We start from the raw sequence: 16,411 nt of genomic DNA, 5'->3' as shown, positions 1-16,411 counted from the left end.
CTGATGGACGTCGGATACCTGGCCGCCTTCCTCGGCGGCCTCCTCGCCCTGCTCAGCCCGTGCAGCGCGTTGCTGCTGCCCGCGTTCTTCGCCTACTCGATCGACTCGGCCGGTCGGCTGACGGCCCGTACCGGCATCTTCTACCTCGGACTGGCCACGACGCTGGTCCCGCTGGGCGCGGCCGGCGCGTTCGCCGGCCGGCTCTTCTACGGCCACCGGGACCTGCTGGTCTCGGTGGGCGGCTGGCTGATCATCGCTCTCGGAGTCGCCCAGGTGATCGGTCTCGGCTTCGCCCCGCGCCGGTTGCAGGAGATGTCGGGCCGCATCCGGCCCACGACAGCGCTCTCCGTGTACGCGCTGGGGGCTGTGTACGGCCTGGCCGGGTTCTGCGCCGGCCCCATCCTCGGCAGCGTCCTGACGGTGGCGGCCGTGCACGGCAACCCCGTCTACGGAGGCGTGCTGCTGGCCGTGTACGCCCTGGGCATGGCCGTACCGCTGTTCGTGCTCGCGCTGCTGTGGGAGCGGTTCGACCTGGGGCGGCGCCGGTGGCTGCGCGGCAGGGAACTGGTCGTCGGCGGGCGCTTCCGGCTGCACAGCACCTCGCTCCTCTCCGGGTTCTTCTTCGTTCTCCTCGGAGTCCTCTTCCTCGCCTTCGACGGTGCGTCGGGCCTGCCCGGCCTCTCGGACGTGGACGGCGCCTTCGCCGCGGAGAACTGGGCCCGCCGGGTGGGCGACGCCGTGCCCGACAGCGTGCTGGTGGGCGCGCTGCTGCTGGTGCTGGGCGCGGTGGGTGCCGCACGCGGCGTACGTACGGCACACGCACGCCGCCGCGCCCGCGCCGGTGCCCGGCCGGAACCGGACGCCCGAGCCGACGCCGAGCCCCGGTCCGCCCCCGCCACCCGGTCCGCCTCGGACGGACGGTCCGCCTCGGACGGACGGTCCGACCCGGACACAGCGGCGGCACGCGCGGACCCCCGGCCGCCTGCGGGCGCATAGCGGATCGGCGGACATCGGCGGGGACCGGCTCCGCCCGGCGCCAGAGGAACCGGGCGGAGCCGCACGGTCGGGGTCGCCGCGAGGTGGAAGCGGTGGAATGCCCCTTGTGTCCGCATAGTGTGCAGACATGAGCGAGGAACCCGAGCGGTCCGAGCACCGCGCGGACCCCAGCCCCGACCGGCCCCGCCACCCCTTCGGCGAGCAGGGCGGCGGCAAGCAGCGCCGAGAGAGCGAGCGCGGCGGTCAGGACCGGGACGGCCAGGGAGCCGGGGAGAACGGTCAGGACCGGGACGGCGAGGGGAACGGGCAGAGCGGGCAGCACCGGGACGGCGAGGGGAACGGGCAGAGCGGGCAGCACCGGGACGGCGAGGGGAACGGGCAGAGCGGGCCGCACCGGGACGGCGAGGGGAACGGGCAGAGCGGGCAGCACCGGCAGCACCAGCAGGACCCGCAGCACCGGGAGGAAGGCCGGAGCGACGACGATCAGCACCAGCACGGTCGTGGTCGGCAGGGCAGGCACGGCGGCACGCGGCGCGCCTCCGCCCGGATGTGGCGGGACTTCAAGGACTCGCCCTTCCTCCCCGCCACCGTGCTGGTGCTGATCGTCGCCGCGGCCGCCGGTCTCTTCGCCGGGTCGTACACGTACGCGATGGCCAACCCCACCCCGCACCACGTACCCGTCGCGGTCGTGGGCGAGCCGGAGGGCCACCGGGACCGCGCCTCGTTCGTCCAGGGCATGGAGAAGGCGCTGGGTTCCTCGCTGGAGCTGCGCCACTACGGCAACCAGGCGGCTGCGGAGCACGCGGTCGAGGCCCAGCAGGTCTTCGCGATCATGCGAGTGGAGCAGCCGAAGGGCGTCGAGCTGGACGTGTCGAGCGCGTCCGGCGCCTCGGTGGCCGAACTGCTCGGCACGGCCGGACCGAAGGTCGGCAGAGCGCTCGGCGTCCCCGTACAGGTGCGCGACCTCAAACCGCTGAACGCAGGCGACCCGCGCGGTCTGGCGATCTTCTACATCTCGCTCGCCGCCGTCGTCATCGGCTTCGTCGGCGCCATCCAGCTCAGCGTCCACGCCCGCGCCCTCGACCCGCTCGAGCGCATCGCCTACACCGCCGCCTACGCCCTCCTCGGCGGATTCGTCATCGCCGCCGTGGTCGACTGGGGACTCGGTGCGCTGGACCTCCCGTTCGTCCACTCCTGGCTGATCCTGGCGCTGACGATGTTCACCAGCGGGATGGTCTTCACCATGTTCAACGCCCTGATCGGCCGCTGGGCGATGCTGCCGACCTGGGGCGTGATGGTGCTGCTGGGCAACCCCTCGTCCGGCGGTGCGGTCTCCTGGCCGCTGCTGCCCTCCGCACTCGGCGAGATCGGTCGCTGGCTGCCGCCCGGTGCCTCGGTGAACGCCCAGCACACCGCCGTCTACTTCGCCGGCCACCAGCTCGTCCAGCCCTATCTGGTCCTCGCCACCTGGGCGCTGGTCTCCTGCACCGTCTTCTGGCTCTGGCGCCACCGCCACCCGGGCGGCCGGGACCGTGCCCCGGCCCACGCCGCAACCCCGTCCTGACCCCGTCCTGACCCCGGATCCGCCGGTCCCCGGCACCGGCCGAAATGCCGATACTCATGGATCAGGTGTTCTATAGACTCCTGCGGTGACGAACGATGTCCTCCGCCTCACCGTCCTGGGATCCGCCACGCCCTACGCGAGCGTCGACAACGCGTGCTCCGGCTACCTGGTGTCCGGCGGCGGCACGCGCGTCTGGATGGATGCGGGCAGCGGGACGCTGGCACAGCTGCAGCGTCACGTCCGGCTCGACGAGGTGGACGCGATCTGGATCTCGCACCTGCATGCGGATCACAGCGCGGACCTGCTCACCGCCTATTACGCGGCGCTGTTCGCGGATGTCCGGCTTGCCGTTCCCATCCCCCTGTACGGGCCGCCAGGGATCGCCGACCGGCTGGCCCACTTCCTCACCAACAGCGCGAACCGCAGCCCGGTCGAGTCCGCCTTCGCCGTCCACGAGCTGGATGACGGGCACCGGGCGCGGGTCGGCGCCCTCACCATGACCAGCCGTACTGTGGAGCACGGGATCCCGGCTTTCGCCGTGCGCATCGAGGCCGAGGGCCGGACGCTGGTCTACTCCGGGGACACCGCGCCCTGCGCGAACCTCGCGGAACTGGCCGCGGGATGCGACGTGCTGCTGTGCGAGGCCGACAGCACCCAGGCGCCGACCGAGGGCCCGCAGGTGCACCACACGCCCGAAGACGCCGGTGACGCGGCCACCGCGGCCCGGGCAGCGCGGCTGATCGTCACCCATGTCGGCCGGTCCCTCACCCCGCAGGAGGCGGTGACCCGCGCCTCGGCCCGGTTCGCCGGCCCGGTCGACCATGCCGCACCCGGCGCCACTTTCCCGGTCGGCTAGTCCCTGTACGCGGATCACCGGACGGGCCGATACGCGCACAGCCCCGCCGCGGACTGTCGGCGGGGGCCGTGTGCTCCTGATTCCCTGTTCAGCTGATTCCCTGGTCAGCGCGGGGGCAGCCGGGGAGGCCGGGGAGGCCGGGGACGAATCGGCGACCTCCCGCCGACTTCCGCGGTCGGGCTCGCCGCACAGCACGAGGAACTCGTCCGTCCCCGTTGTGCGAAGCGGCATTTCGTGCCCTTGTCCACAGACTCGTACGGTCCCGCTCATGGAGTGGAATTTTCGGACAGCCGGACAACTCTCGGCTGCCTTGCGTGCCGGTGAAGTGACCTCGGCGGAGCTGACCGACGAAGCGATCGCCCGTGTCGAACGGGACGACGATGCGATCAACGCGATCTGTGTGCCGGACTTCGCGCGTGCACGGGCCGCCGCGCGCGGTGCCGACCAGGCCCGCGCCCGCGGTGCGGACCGGCCGCTGCTGGGCATTCCGGTGACGGTCAAGGAGTCCTACGACATCGCCGGGCTGCCCACGACCTGGGGTATGCCGCAACACCGGGACCATGTGCCGTCCGAGGACGCCGTGCAGGTGGCGCGGCTCAAGGCCGCAGGCGCGGTGGTGCTCGGCAAGACCAACGTGCCCTTGGGGCTGCAGGACATACAGAGCTTCAACGAGATCTACGGCACCACCAACAACCCGTGGGACCACCGTCGTACGTCGGGCGGGTCCTCCGGCGGCTCGGCGGCGGCCCTGGCCTCCGGATTCGGCGCGCTGTCCATCGGCTCCGACCTCGCCGGTTCGCTGCGCACCCCCGCGCACTTCTGCGGCATCTACGCGCACAAGCCGACACTCGGGCTGGCGGCGACCCGCGGCATGGTCCCGCCGCCCGGTCCGGCCCTGCCGGTCGAGTTCGACCTCGCCGTCGTCGGCCCGATGGCGCGCGCTGCTCGCGACCTCACGCTCCTGCTCGACGTCATGGCCGGGCCGGACCCGCTGACGTCCGGTGCGGCGTACCACCTGACGCTGCCGCCCGCACGCCACGAACACCTCCGCGACTTCCGGGTCCTGGTCCTCGACGAGCATCCGTTCATTCCGACCGGGTCCGCTGTGCGGGCGGGCGTGAACCGGGTGGCCGACGCGCTTGCCGACGGCGGCGCCCGCGTCGAACGGCACAGTCCGCTGCTGCCCGACCTGACCGAAGCCGCGATGCTCTACAGGCAGTTGCTGTTCTCGGGCTCCGCTGCACATTTCCCCGTCGAAGAGTACGAGCAGTTGCGGACGCGCGCCGCCGCACTGAACGCGGACGACCAGAGTCTCGATGCCGCGCTGCTGCGCGGCATGGTGTCCAGCCACCGTGACTGGCTCGAGGCGAACAACCGCCGCGAGCTGCACCGCCGCGGCTGGCGCCGGTTCTTCGCCGAGTTCGACGCCGTGGTGTGTCCCATCACGCCGACTCCCGCGTTCCCGCACGACCACAACCCCGATCCGAGGGAACGCCGGATCGACATCGACGGCGCCGAGTACCCGTACTTCGACCAGTTGGTCTGGGCCGGTCTTCCCACCATGCCCGGCCTGCCCGCCACCGCCGTACCCGTGGGCCGGTCCCCCGAGGGGCTGCCCGTGGGGGTGCAACTCGTCGGCCCGATGTTCGAGGACCGCACCCCGCTGCGCCTGGCCGAACTGCTCGAGCCGAAGACCGGCGGCTTCCAGGCACCGAAGTAGGAGTTCCCGGCCGGTACCGGAGGGCCCGGGCAGGCGCCGGCCTGACGCTGTGGGCGTATCGGCCGACGTATCGGCCGACGTATCGGCCGACGTATCGGCCTCCGTATCGGGTGGCGTATCCGGTGGCGTGAGAAAGCCGAATACGGCCCCGCCGAAGATCCTCGACGGGGCCGTATGCCCTCGACAGGGCTGTATGTCCCAGTTCAGGGCGGTGATGGCTGGGGCCGGGGGGACGAACCGGCGATCGTCCGCTTCTCAGGCTCCTGCTGCGCAGCCTCACCCCCGCAGACCGGCTCCCTCGGATGCCCGATGACCTCCACCGTCACCGTCTGCCGGCGTCGAAGTCCGCGATCACGGCGGCGGCCCGGGCCCGCGTGTGGAACTCCAGCGCGCCGAGCGATTTCGCACCACCACGATCGTGTTCCGAATTCTACGGTGGCATTGCGGACGTATGCATGCCAGGAGAGGGTGAAACCCGTCGTCCAGAAGCGAGAAAGGGCGGATGCCGTCGCCCACCTGGCCACGAGCGTGTCGGTGCACGGGTGGGAGAACCCGGGCGACACAATCGCGCCATGAAGGACTGGTTGAGTTGCCGCAGGGCCGAAGCGGGTTCATGGGAGCTTCGGGAGGGCATTCGGGCGCGCGTCAGTGAGTTGCGCGCGATTCTGGATGACAGGGAGGCAGCCGACGCAGAGGCAGCAGACCCGGAAAGCAAGAAGGGCAAACTCCTCGCAGATGCCCGGGATGAACTGCGCCTGGCCGAGGAAAGGATTTCAGAACGCCACTCGGGCAGATACAAGAACGCATCCCATGTCATCGTGGGGCAGATCCACCTCGACGCCGCACACAATATCCTGCTGCGACTGTCAGAACTGCATGATGTAGTCCCGATGCTTCCGGGGGCACTCGCCTTCGTGCGCGAGAACCTCCGCCCCGACGATCCGCGGCGCACCAGAGTGGAGAAGATCGCCCAGAGGGTGTCGGAGGGCGACAGGCTGGACGAGGAGGCCCGTGAAGCTCTTCTCGACGCCATGGGCGCGGCCCGACAGGTCAACATCCACGAAAAGATGCGGATCCGCAGTTTCGTCTACATCGTCTGGTGGGTCATGCTCGGGCTGACCGCCATCGCGATCGCCGTGGCCGTCCTGGGGGGAATCAGCCGCGGCGCGCTGCCACTGTGCTTCACGCCGGAACAATCCGGCGTGGGCCGCCTGGCAGTGTGCCCACTCGATATGGCACGCCTCCCGAAGGATCCCGCCCATGTCGGGGAGACCAGGAAGATCGTGACGGAAACGGCCCGCCCGGCGGACTACCTCGCCGTCGAGATGGTGGGCCTCGTAGCGGCCTGCATCGCAGCAACCGTGACGCTGCGACGCATGAGAGGCACCACTACGCCGTTCGGAGTCCCACTCACCCTGGCACTTCTCAAACTGCCCACCGGAGCGCTGACGGCAGTCCTGGGGATTCTTCTGATGCGAGGTGCGTTCATTCCCGGTCTGACCGACCTGGACTCGCCGGGTCAGATCATCGCCTGGGCCATCGTCTTCGGATATGCGCAGCAGTTGTTCACGCACCTCGTCGACAACCAGGCGCAGTCGGTCCTCAGCACGGGCGGCAAACCCAGGACCCACCGCCCGCACGAGGAGGGGGAAAAGCTCGGAGCCTGACCCCGCCTCGTCGGGCAGTAATACGGCAAGGAGTCGGCAGCATCAGCGAATTGAAACTGGACGGTGTTGAAGTCGCCGATTCCCTCGTGCGGCCTGGGTGCGTGCGACTTCTGCTTCCCGCCGATATTCATCCTGAGTGTGCCCTGGTCGTCCCGCACCCCCTCGGCCGTCGAGTCCAACCGGTCCGAGACCGACCGGTCCGAGGCCGACCGCGGCACCTTGAAACGGGGATCCTGCCGACCGGGCGCACAACGCGGCGGAAATCATGACGACAGCGCAGTATGCAGCGGAATCCGTCTTGCTGGAAGTCCGGCTCCCAGAAATCCAGATGCGGGCATGAGATGTGGGGGCCGATCCGCAGGGGAAACCGGAAGACCGGGGGCTGTCGCCCGAAGATCTTCTTTGACTGGGGTACCGGCTCGGCGTCCACCACCGCATGATCCGCAGCAGTCGGCCGCACTGAGGTCAGCCGGTGAGGTCATGTCACGAGAAAACCCCCTGCCGGAGTGGTCCGGCAGGGGGTTTTCCCGACTTTGCGGTGGTGGCTGGGGCCGGGGTCGAACCGGCGACCTTCCGCTTTTCAGGCGGACGCTCGTACCAACTGAGCTACCCAGCCGCAGCGGTCCTGACGGGATTTGAACCCGCGGCCTCCACCTTGACAGGGTGGCGAGCACTCCAAACTGCTCCACAGGACCAAGCGTTTGTGCGAGCTACATTCTCGCACAGTGTGACGTGTGCTCCCAACCGCGTTTCCGGGGCTTGGAACGCTCCCCAGCGGGGGTGACGTCGCCGGAAAAGAGTAACAGACCCCGGAGGCTGTCCCGAACCGTCAGCGGTGTGCCGTGCTCCGTCCGGGGGCGTCCGCCCGCCATTCACGGCCGATGGCCAGCAGCAACTGCTGGTACACGCCCAGATACCGGAACGGCTTGATCGCTGCCATGTACAGCGAGCCGGCGAACCCGTTCGGTTTCACGAGGACCGCCATCTGGCCGCGGTATCCGCCGGGAGCCTTCGGGTCCGCGACCCAGCCGATGTGCATCACGGCGTGCACGGTGAGGTTGGCCATCTCGGCGGCCCACTCGTCGTGGGTGCGGTAGACGGACGTGAACGGCACCGGTACGCCCTTGACGTCGGGGCCCGGGGGCTCGTTCCGCAGGTCGGCGGGGAGCCGGTCCCGCAGGGTGGGCACGCGGGTGCCCACTCCGGCGTCGGCCTTGTCCCAGCCGAGAAGCCTGCCGAGCCGCCAGCGGATCGCGAAGAGCAGGCGCGAGAGCGTGCCGGAGTGGTGTGCGTCGGAGCCGTTCGCCATCTGGTCGACGAGGTGGACGAGGTCGTCGGGGCCGCCGGGGGTCGGCATCCGCCAGACGTCCTCGACGCGGAAGTCGGGAGCGAGCTGGTGGATCCGCCAGGGGCGGGAGGTGTGCGCGGTGCGGGGAAGTCTCATGGTCGGCCCTCTCCGTACGGGCGCCGTCCTGTACGGCCCCGTATAGAAGCCAGGTTAGACCCAGTTATACGGCACCGTATAGAGGACCCTGAGTGCTCTTCCCGAACGGTCGGGGAGGCCCGGCCCGGCGAGGTGTACGGCGCGCATCAGGCAAGCCCTGCTGCCTGCTGTTCGCGCGGGTGGCACGGCCGCTACGGGGGTGCGCCCAAGGAGGGGCGACGCACACGATGGCGTACAGATGGGCGGGGTGGAGGTGGCCGAGCCGTCGGCCGGTGCCACAAGGACGAGAGTCCGCGGCTGAGCGGTTTGCAGAGAACTCGTCTGTCCCGACAGGCATCGCCACAACCTTCGCCGGGAGTCGGACTCCGGTCACGAGAAAAAGCCCCTCCGGCCGCGTTTTCGCAGTTCAGAGGGGCTGAGAGAGGTGCCCCCAACGGGATTCGAACCCGCGATCGTGATCCCGGGGCAGGAGACGGCGACGGGAGTGGCGGTGAACGTCGCGGATCAGGGTGGTCGGGGTGGCATGTGCACGGATGAGGCGCAGGAGGCGGCGGGGTAAATGGCGAGGGGGTCGAGGAGGGGCGGAACCGGCCGGTCGGCGCCGCTTTCACGCACCAGTCACGGCGCGTCGCCTGTCGCTCACGCCCCCGGACAGCACGACTGGCTTCCCGGTGTTCTTGCTCGTGTCAGACGAGGATCGCAGCAGATTTTTTCGGGGCGATCAACGCGTCGATTGCCTCGGAAGCCAGTGCGTCCACCTGAGCGGCGACCGCATCGTTCAAGCCGGTGCCCGCTGACGACAGGTATGCCAACAGGGAGCCGCGAACGACGGACCGTACGTCTCCCGCCCCAACATCCACACCGGCCTCCAACAGCGCGCTCAGCTCCTTCTGCGCGGTCGCCTGAGCCTCTTCGGGAGAGCCGTTCGGGTTGGTCGCGCCGTCGGCTGCTCGACGACAGACAACCACGCTGTCCAGGTTCGACGGCTCTTGAGCGCCAGCCTTGACGACACTCGTCGACATCTCCCCCTTGACCGGTTGGACAGCAGTGATCACGAAGCCGGCGCGGCGAAGTGACTCGACTACCTGCACCCATCCGCTGATGCGGGCTTGGTGGAACGTGAAGGCGAGGAGACCACCCGGCTTCAGGACCCGAGCGCACTCCCTCCACACAGCTTCGAGGGCCTTGCCGAACTCCACCGGATCGGCGTGCTGAACTTCGCCGGTTCGCCGTGTTGTCGCCAGCGCGGCATACGCGTTGTACGGCCGCATTCCGTGTAGCCAGGCGTGGAAGAAGTCAGCGAGCTCCGCGTAGTGCACGTTGTCCATGTAGGGCGGGTCTGTGACGACTAGATCGATGGACCCGTCGGGGAGATCGGTCTCCGCCGAGTTTCGCGTGGCGACGTAGGCGGTTTGACCCTGGGCAGCCTGGAACGATCTCCATGAGTCGACAACGGTCGCAACCAGGGGCTTCGCGAGCCCGGTGACACGTTCGACCCCTGTGCCTTCGTCGACGAGATCGGCGGGCTTCACCTTGTACGCATGCGCGCGCTGCAGCCGACTCTTGTAGAGAGTCGAAAAGGAACCCGACGACTGCGGTGTCCCCCACGGGTGCGCCTCGAGGGGCGTGCGCTCCGGCTTGAGGACGTGGTGGCTGAACATGTGCCGGACGGCGCCGGTCCCCTCGCCCTTGAAGGACGTGAAGAGGTTGTTGAACTCAAGGGTGCCCGAGAAGAGTGTCGCCAGGGCTTCGCGTTCCGCGGAGGGTGCGGGCAAGTCTCGGATCGCGGTCGCGATCAGCGAGAGCGAGACCAGTTGACGGGCGTTGAAAAAGTCGCGCCATTCGCGGAAGTTCCACTTCAGCGCTTGGTCGGTGTTGTTGCCTCGGGCCAGTTCGCCCTGCGGCAGGACCATGGAGTCGGGCAGGCCGGCGAGCCGCTCGACGCACTTTTCGTACAGGTCGCGATCCCAGTCGGTGATGCCCTCGTAGACCTTCGAGCCGTCCGGGCCGGCGACCATCTTGGCGTACATCTCGAACATGGGCCTGTTGCCGCCGAGGGCGGTGAGAATTTTGAAAGTGTGCCCCTGCCGACAGGTGGTCATCTGTCCACGGACTGCTCCACGTTGGCTGATCTCGTGGCCGTTGGGGCACGTTTCGGTGCGGAAGTCGTACCGGCTCTGTTTGACGGCCAGGCACTCAGGGCAGACGATCTGCGCTTTCGGCACTCGCTTGGGGTAAGCGTTTTTGGAGAACACGGGGGAGTCGAACAGTCGGACCCTGTCGGAGCATTCGGGGCACTGAACGGTCGCGACCCAGAAGTAGTAGAGGACGCTCCGGCCGTCTTCGGTCCGGTGGAGGTGGTCGATCTCGTTGCGGCAGGCAGCCTCGACGGTTTTGTAGGCAGCCGTCAAGTCCTCCATGTTCCAGGGCTGCATTGCCTGGCGCTGGACCAGGGTTGCCACGGGGTTGATGTCGAAGCAGACGGGTCGGGCTCCAAGCTTGAGCGCTTCGACACCGGTGACACCAGAGCCGGCGAAGGGATCGAGAACGACGGCACCCTTCAGATCCAGTGGGGACGCGTATGCCGCGGCGCCATCGGCGTCCTCGGGCGTCGTAGCCGAGGCAAGAATCCCGCGGAAGACAGTGCCGAGGCGCTTGGCCCACCACTTGTGTGTGCTGGTCGCAGGGCGGTGGACTTCCTTGCGCCAGGACTCCTTCGTGCCGACGGCACTGAGCATCGCGGCCGGGAAGGCCGACTCCAGGCCCGTCCGTGCAGGTACCACGGGCGTCACGAACGAGGCTCCTTCAGCGCGACCGTCTTCGTGTCACCCGCTCCACGCGATCGGTAGGCGCGGAACTGGTGCACGATACCTGCGTTCGGGTTCGGCTCCTTGTGCGTGACCATCTCGTTGGTCTGCATGTTGAACTCGTAAGACACGAGTACCTCATCGATCTCGACGCGATTCAGCTCGCCCACCTGGACGAGCTCGCTCGACTGCACCTGGTAGTCGGCGGGTGCGATGAGTGTGGCCAGGCCGGCCGTTCCCGCGGCCAGCGCGAATGGCGTCGGCACGACGTACATTTTCCGGTCACGGATCAATATGTCGCCGTAGGAGCCGAAGCCGCGGAATGACTTGTTCTTGTGGACATAGTCGGTGTCGGCGTTCAGGAAGCTGCCGTGGCAGACCACGAGATCGACGACTGGATACTCGTCGACGCCGCGTTCGGCCTTGGGGTAGCGTCCGAAGACGTAGAAGACTTCGCGGCCGTTGTGGTTCCCCGTAGGAACCTGGGAGTTGGAGTCGTAGTCAGCTTCTCGGCCGGGGAACTCCAAGCCCTTGACCTCGTAGCCTTCCGGGTGGTTGACGAGCCGGAAGTCCGGATAGGTGTTTCTCCCCGGTTCGTCGTAGGCGAGGCCGCACGCTTCAATGCGCTCCCCGACCCAGTTCTGGAAGTGGTATTCCTTGTCGCTCGCCGACACCCGCTGGATCAGATCGCCGTCCGCACGAGCGCGCTCACACTCCAGAAATACCTGCTCGACCGCGCCCACTCGCTGCCCCCTGTGTTTGCTCGGTTCATCTGACTGCGTCACCCGGCGTGGGACGCGCCTTCCGGGCATCGTATCGGCGAGCGGTGACATCGCCTGATAGCCGGTGCTGGCAGCGTCGGTCACGCCGTGCTCGCCGAGTGCACCTGCTTCGGTTCAATCTGCATGGCCTCCGGTCGCCCTTCCCGGCCGCGCCCCGGGACCGTTCAGGGAGACGGTCCACCTTGTGCCGCTTCGTGCGTGGACAATTGCGGCGACCCGTGAGTAACACCCGGACCTGAGGAACTCTGCGACGACCTGCTGCACACACTCCAGCAACGGGGTCGCCGCGGGAGCGGGAGTGCTCTCCGGCCCCGGAATCCTGGGGCGGAGAGGCTTGGTGTCAACCCCGCGGTGTTGACACGTCAACACGAGAAAAAGCCCCTCCGGCCGCGTTTTCGCAGCTCAGAGGGGCTGAGAGAGGTGCCCCCAACGGGATTCGAACCCGTGCTACCGCCTTGAAAGGGCGGCGTCCTGGGCCACTAGACGATGAGGGCGAAACCGCCGACTGTGCGCCTGAACAGCGCTTCAGCAGGCTCGGGCAGCATATGGGATGCACGGACCGTTCGCCAAAACATATGTCGGGTCCGGACGGCGGTGTGCGGGGCGGTTCCCCGTTCCCGGCGGCACGGCCGGCAGGGCGGTCGGCAGCACGGTCGGCGGTCCGGTCGTCTGCTCGGCCGACGGACTGGTCGTCCGTCCAGTCGTCCTGCCTGGTCAGCGGCCCGTTGCCGGGCTCGTGCCGGTCGGGCTCGGCACGGAGGGCGACGGGGACGGCGAGGAGCCCGGTTCGATCTCCTCCGGCAGGTGGCGGGACACCTCCGCCTTGGACAGTCCCAGACCGCCCAGGTCGATCTCGTCCCACGCCTGGAGCCGCTTGCTGTCCCGGTCCAGGTAGAGCACCGACGCCTGCACCTTGTCCGGCGTCTCGCCCTCGACCGCGCGCAGTCCGCTGCCTCCCGTGGAGCCCTCGATCATCAGCCGGGTGTCGTGCGGCAGCACCCGCGTGCTGCGGTTGTGGGTGTGCCCGGCGAGGGCGAGCGGGACGAGGCCGTCGGTCTGCTCGGCCAGCACCGGGTTGTGGCCCACGGCTATGTCCACCGGGGAGCCGGCGGCCCGCTGGGAGCGCAGCGCGCCGGCGAGCCTGCGGCCCTCCGCCCGCTCCGCCGGGTCGCCCTCGGCGGCGACCGAGCGGTCCGGGGTGAACTGCGGGTCGCCCCAGCCCGCTATCCGCAGCCCGGCGACGTCGACCGGTTCGCCCCCGTCCAGCACGTGCACCTTCGAGGGGGACGCGCCGGCCAGTTCCTCCATGGCCTTCTGGGTGGTCTTCGAATCGTGGTTGCCGCGGACCCACACGTACGGGGCACCGAGGTCCGGTATGGGTTCCAGGAAGCCGTTCTCGGGGGCCGTGCCGTGGTCCATGGTGTCGCCGGTGTCGATGATCACGTCGATCTTGTACTGCTCGACCAGTGACCGGACGATATGCCAGGCGGCGGGGTTGAGGTGGATGTCCGAGACGTGCAGCACCCGGGTGGTCGACGGGTCCGGCTGGTAGGCCGGGAGCGTGGAGGCCGCGTCGTAGAGCTTGGTGACATTGGTGACCAGGCGTGCCAGCTCCTGCTGGTAGACGTCGAACTCGGTGGCGATGCTGCGGGCGTTGCCCACCACCGAGGGGGCGCTCGCCAGCAGCCCGGAGAACTTCGGTTCCAGCACCGATTTCGGGTTCCAGGTGAGCGCCGCGGTCGCGCCGCAGGCCATCAGGAGGGCGAGGGACAGCCCGCCTGCCGCGAGGGCCCGGCGGGGCCGCCGGTAGACGGCGAGGGCCAGCGCGCAGGAGCCGGTCAGCACCGCGACCGCGGAGCGTACGCCGAGGTCGAGCGCGCCGGAGCGCACGTCGCCCGAGATCTCGTCCTGCAGGCCCTCGATCCGCTCCGGGTGGTCCACCAAGGCCGAGGCGCGCTCCTGGTCGAGCTCGTCGACGTCGACATCCAGCCGCAGCGGTGCCGTGTGGCTGTCCAGCGTGAGCGCTCCGAGCGGCGCGACGTTGATCTTGGTGCCGCCGCTGAAGGAGGGGCGCAGCGTCATCGTCGTGTCGACGGGCCCCACCGGTTCCCGCACGCTGCCCACGGCGAGCAGCCCCAGCCAGGCCCCCAGCAGCGTCACGAGCACCAGCCCCGCGGCGCGCCGGTGGGGGCGCCGGGTGGTGGCGGCGAACCGGTGGGCGAGCCGGTCGGCGACCTGCTTGAACCAGCCCCCCGCGATCCGCGACGGTTTGGTGACAACGCTGGCCATGTGGGCGCGTATGCCCCTTGTGGGGCGTCCTATGCCGGGAGCGTGCCGGGAGTGTGCCGGGAGTGTGCCGGGCGTTCGACGGCCCGGGGGTGCGTGCGGCGGCTCGCGCCCCGCCTCCGGCACCGTTCGCCCGCTCCGGAGCTGGAGCTCCGGAGCTGGACCGCTCTTCCGGAGCCCGACGGCTTTCCGGAGCCAGACGGCTCTCCGGCGCCCGGCTGCCCGGGTCCCCAGCCGCCCGGCCGCCGGGCTGCGGGACCGGGCTGCGCAGGAATCCGGTGCGCGTGCTGCTGCCCCGGCCAGGGCACGGGTCGACAATGGTCACGTGCTGGAGATGACGCGTGAGGAGTTCGAGGAGCTGGTGGCAGAAGCCCTCGACCGGATACCGCCGGAACTGACCAGGCTCATGGACAACGTCGCGGTGTTCGTCGAGGACGAGCCCCCGGCGGACGAGCCCGAGCTGCTCGGGCTCTACGAGGGGACGCCCCTGACCGAACGCGGTGAGTGGTACGCGGGCGTCCTGCCCGACCGCATCACGGTCTACCGGGGGCCGACCCTGCGCATGGTCGAGCGGGAATCCGCCACCGGCAGCGGCGCCGCCACCGGCAGCGGCCGGGGTGCCGGGGGCGCCGGGGATGCCGAGGGTGCCGGGGATGCCGAGGGTGCCGGAGGCGGCCAGGGCGCCGAGGGCGGCCGGGAGGGCCGGGAGGGCGGAAACGGCCGGGAAGGCCGGAACGGCCGGGAGGGAGTCGTGGAGGAGGTCGAGATCACCGTCGTCCACGAGATCGCGCACCATTTCGGTATCGACGACGAACGCCTGCACGCACTCGGCTATGGCTGACGGCACGCCCCCCTTCGTGACGCTCTGGCCGGTTTCGACGGACGGAGGGTGCGGCCCGGGGGCGGCGCTCGGCGGCCGCGCGTGCGCCGTGCCGAGCGCCGCGGGCGTCGCGCGGCGTGACCTGTTGGGGTGATGGGGAGTTGGGCACGGCACTCGCCTGTAGTCCCGCGCAGGAGGTCCCGCCGTGCGCCGAGCCCGTACCGCCGTGCCCAGCCCCACCGTCGTCGCACGGACGGCCGCGGGTGCCCTGATACTCGCGGCGGTTTCCACTCTCACCGGCTGTATGACGGTGCAGGGCGCCGACGACGCGGGTGAGGGCACCGTGCCCGTGGGCAGCAGGGCCGACGACGACAGCGGGGCGACCGAGCCGGAGGGCGGGCTGGACGGTACCGCCTACCGGAGGGGCCACACCCGCGGCGGGGCGCACGGCGGCGCCGACGGGCGCAAGGCCCGGGAGCACGAGCGGGACAAGAAGGGCAAGCACGCGAAGCGCGGCGAGCAGGACGACAAGAAGCGCTCCGAGGACCGGGACGGCGCGGACGGGGACGGCTCGGGCGAGGACACCGGGTCCTCCAAGGGTTCCGGCTCGTCCGGTTCGTCGTCGGGCAGCGGCGGGACCCGCCCCGGGCCGGGCCCGACCGGCGGCCACGACGGTTCCGGCGGGGCCGGAGGCGGCCACGACGGCGGTTCCGGTACGCCGACCGATTCGCCCAGCCCGACGCCGACCAAGCCGGATCCGGAGCCCTCGCCGACCCGGACCACGGCCTCACCCGGCGGAGGCTCCGACACCTTCGCCCACCGGGTCCAGCCCAGTCTGGCCTGAGCGTGCGCGGCGCGCCCGGCCCGGCGGGCCCGTGCCCCGCGCAGTCGGACGGCGGGCCTCGGCGGCGAAGCGGCGCCCTCTGCTGGTGCGGTGCGGTGCGGTGCGGTGCGGTGCGGTGCGGCGCGTACCGCGGGGCGGGGCCGGGGACCTGGGCCGGCATGAGGCCGCCCCTCCCGGCGGTCGTCCCTCGGCCGTCCTCCCTCCCGGCGGTCGCGCACCCCCGGGAATGCTCGCAGCGTGCACGGCGAGGAGCGGGCGGCCTCGCGCACGGCGAGGGGCGGGCCACCAGTGCCCCCGGGGACGCCACCAGCCGCCGCCCGGCCCGGCACACGTCCGGCTCGGTGCCGAGCGGATGCGGCGTGCTCGCGGCACCCGCTCGACACCTGCATCCTCTCGGGAGGCACCCCGCAAGCCCCCGGAAACGGTCCACACTCGCCCAGCAGCGGTCCGCAGCCGCCCGTAAGCCCGGCCTCCAGCCGGACCGGAAGCCCAGCCCCCAGCCGGGCCCCCAACCGGACCGGAATCCCGCGCCCCGCAGGCGGGCCGGAGTCGCGGGGGAGGCGGGAGCGCGGCGACCGGGGGATCGTGGCCGGGGCCCGTTTGCGCGTTGCTCCCTGAGCCGCGT

Annotated in this window: 11 protein-coding genes and 3 tRNA genes; 7 read left to right on the top strand and 7 right to left on the bottom strand. The window is 70.2% G+C overall.

Translation table 11 applies throughout. The annotated features are described in order from the left end of the window. Nucleotides 1–3 precede the first annotated feature (3 nt). From BMX65_RS04835 to BMX65_RS04815, 5 genes are all read left to right on the top strand, one after another. Nucleotides 4–996 carry a cytochrome c biogenesis CcdA family protein gene (locus BMX65_RS04835; protein ID WP_074998901.1) on the top strand — a complete coding sequence of 331 codons (993 nt, stop codon included), beginning with the start codon at nucleotides 4–6 and terminating at the stop codon, nucleotides 994–996. Nucleotides 997–1,543: 547 nt separating this feature from the next. Then, on the top strand, nucleotides 1,544–2,560 hold the full coding sequence (locus BMX65_RS04830; RefSeq protein ID WP_074999251.1) for a hypothetical protein: 1,017 nt from the start codon (nucleotides 1,544–1,546) through the stop codon (nucleotides 2,558–2,560). Between the two features lie 85 nt (nucleotides 2,561–2,645). After that, nucleotides 2,646–3,416 (top strand): MBL fold metallo-hydrolase, encoded by a 771-nt coding sequence (locus BMX65_RS04825; RefSeq protein ID WP_074998900.1) that lies wholly within the window; start codon nucleotides 2,646–2,648, stop codon nucleotides 3,414–3,416. Nucleotides 3,417–3,684: 268 nt separating this feature from the next. Further along, a complete protein-coding gene (locus BMX65_RS04820) occupies nucleotides 3,685–5,136 on the top strand; it encodes an amidase (protein ID WP_074998899.1) in 1,452 nt (483 codons plus the stop codon). 572 nt (nucleotides 5,137–5,708) lie between these two features. Further along, complete coding sequence (locus tag BMX65_RS04815; RefSeq protein ID WP_079171698.1) at nucleotides 5,709–6,803, top strand: hypothetical protein; 1,095 nt, start codon at nucleotides 5,709–5,711, stop codon at nucleotides 6,801–6,803. A gap of 539 nt (nucleotides 6,804–7,342) precedes the next feature. Here the strand turns inward: BMX65_RS04815 and BMX65_RS04810 are convergent. The 7 genes from BMX65_RS04810 to BMX65_RS04780 form a co-directional block, all read right to left on the bottom strand. Continuing rightward, nucleotides 7,343–7,419 (bottom strand) — tRNA-Phe (locus BMX65_RS04810). A gap of 4 nt (nucleotides 7,420–7,423) precedes the next feature. Then, a tRNA-Asp gene (locus BMX65_RS04805) sits at nucleotides 7,424–7,498 on the bottom strand. 134 nt (nucleotides 7,499–7,632) lie between these two features. Beyond that, the gene (locus BMX65_RS04800; protein ID WP_074998898.1) at nucleotides 7,633–8,247 is read right to left on the bottom strand and encodes a DUF2867 domain-containing protein; all 615 of its coding nucleotides are present in this window, start codon (nucleotides 8,245–8,247) and stop codon (nucleotides 7,633–7,635) included. A 686-nt stretch (nucleotides 8,248–8,933) separates the two neighbouring features. Then, the gene (locus BMX65_RS04795) at nucleotides 8,934–11,039 is read right to left on the bottom strand and encodes a DNA methyltransferase (RefSeq protein ID WP_074998897.1); all 2,106 of its coding nucleotides are present in this window, start codon (nucleotides 11,037–11,039) and stop codon (nucleotides 8,934–8,936) included. Continuing rightward, nucleotides 11,036–11,920: a hypothetical protein gene (locus tag BMX65_RS04790; RefSeq protein WP_239502146.1), complete on the bottom strand. Its 885-nt coding sequence runs from the start codon at nucleotides 11,918–11,920 to the stop codon at nucleotides 11,036–11,038. The genes BMX65_RS04795 and BMX65_RS04790 overlap by 4 nt, the downstream gene beginning before the upstream one ends. 337 nt (nucleotides 11,921–12,257) lie before the next feature. Beyond that, a tRNA-Glu gene (locus tag BMX65_RS04785) sits at nucleotides 12,258–12,330 on the bottom strand. Between the two features lie 220 nt (nucleotides 12,331–12,550). Further along, the gene (locus BMX65_RS04780) at nucleotides 12,551–14,125 is read right to left on the bottom strand and encodes a metallophosphoesterase family protein (RefSeq protein WP_074998895.1); all 1,575 of its coding nucleotides are present in this window, start codon (nucleotides 14,123–14,125) and stop codon (nucleotides 12,551–12,553) included. 331 nt (nucleotides 14,126–14,456) lie between these two features. On the opposite strand from BMX65_RS04780, the gene BMX65_RS04775 reads away from it, so the two are divergent. Further along, nucleotides 14,457–14,963 carry a metallopeptidase family protein gene (locus tag BMX65_RS04775; RefSeq protein ID WP_074998894.1) on the top strand — a complete coding sequence of 169 codons (507 nt, stop codon included), beginning with the start codon at nucleotides 14,457–14,459 and terminating at the stop codon, nucleotides 14,961–14,963. Between the two features lie 184 nt (nucleotides 14,964–15,147). After that, entirely contained in the window at nucleotides 15,148–15,786 is a 639-nt protein-coding gene (locus BMX65_RS04770) for a hypothetical protein (RefSeq protein ID WP_074998893.1), read from the top strand. The last annotated feature ends 625 nt before the right edge of the window (nucleotides 15,787–16,411 follow it).

This window comes from Streptomyces qinglanensis (genome assembly GCF_900111245.1).
GTDB classification, from domain to species: domain Bacteria; phylum Actinomycetota; class Actinomycetes; order Streptomycetales; family Streptomycetaceae; genus Streptomyces; species Streptomyces qinglanensis.
Note: the sequence above shows the minus strand (reverse complement) of the source record. Positions and strands in the feature narration are given on the sequence as shown.

Bases quoted from the DNA above. Each gene is read 5' to 3' on its own strand.
- BMX65_RS04815 (WP_079171698.1), top strand. From the start codon at position 5,709: ATGAAGGACTGGTTGAGTTGCCGCAGGGCCGAAGCGGGTTCATGGGAG.
- BMX65_RS04835 (WP_074998901.1), top strand. From the start codon at position 4: ATGGACGTCGGATACCTGGCCGCCTTCCTCGGCGGCCTCCTCGCCCTG.
- BMX65_RS04780 (WP_074998895.1), bottom strand. From the start codon at position 14,125: ATGGCCAGCGTTGTCACCAAACCGTCGCGGATCGCGGGGGGCTGGTTC.
- BMX65_RS04830 (WP_074999251.1), top strand. From the start codon at position 1,544: ATGTGGCGGGACTTCAAGGACTCGCCCTTCCTCCCCGCCACCGTGCTG.
- BMX65_RS04800 (WP_074998898.1), bottom strand. From the start codon at position 8,247: ATGAGACTTCCCCGCACCGCGCACACCTCCCGCCCCTGGCGGATCCAC.
- BMX65_RS04775 (WP_074998894.1), top strand. From the start codon at position 14,457: ATGACGCGTGAGGAGTTCGAGGAGCTGGTGGCAGAAGCCCTCGACCGG.
- BMX65_RS04820 (WP_074998899.1), top strand. From the start codon at position 3,685: ATGGAGTGGAATTTTCGGACAGCCGGACAACTCTCGGCTGCCTTGCGT.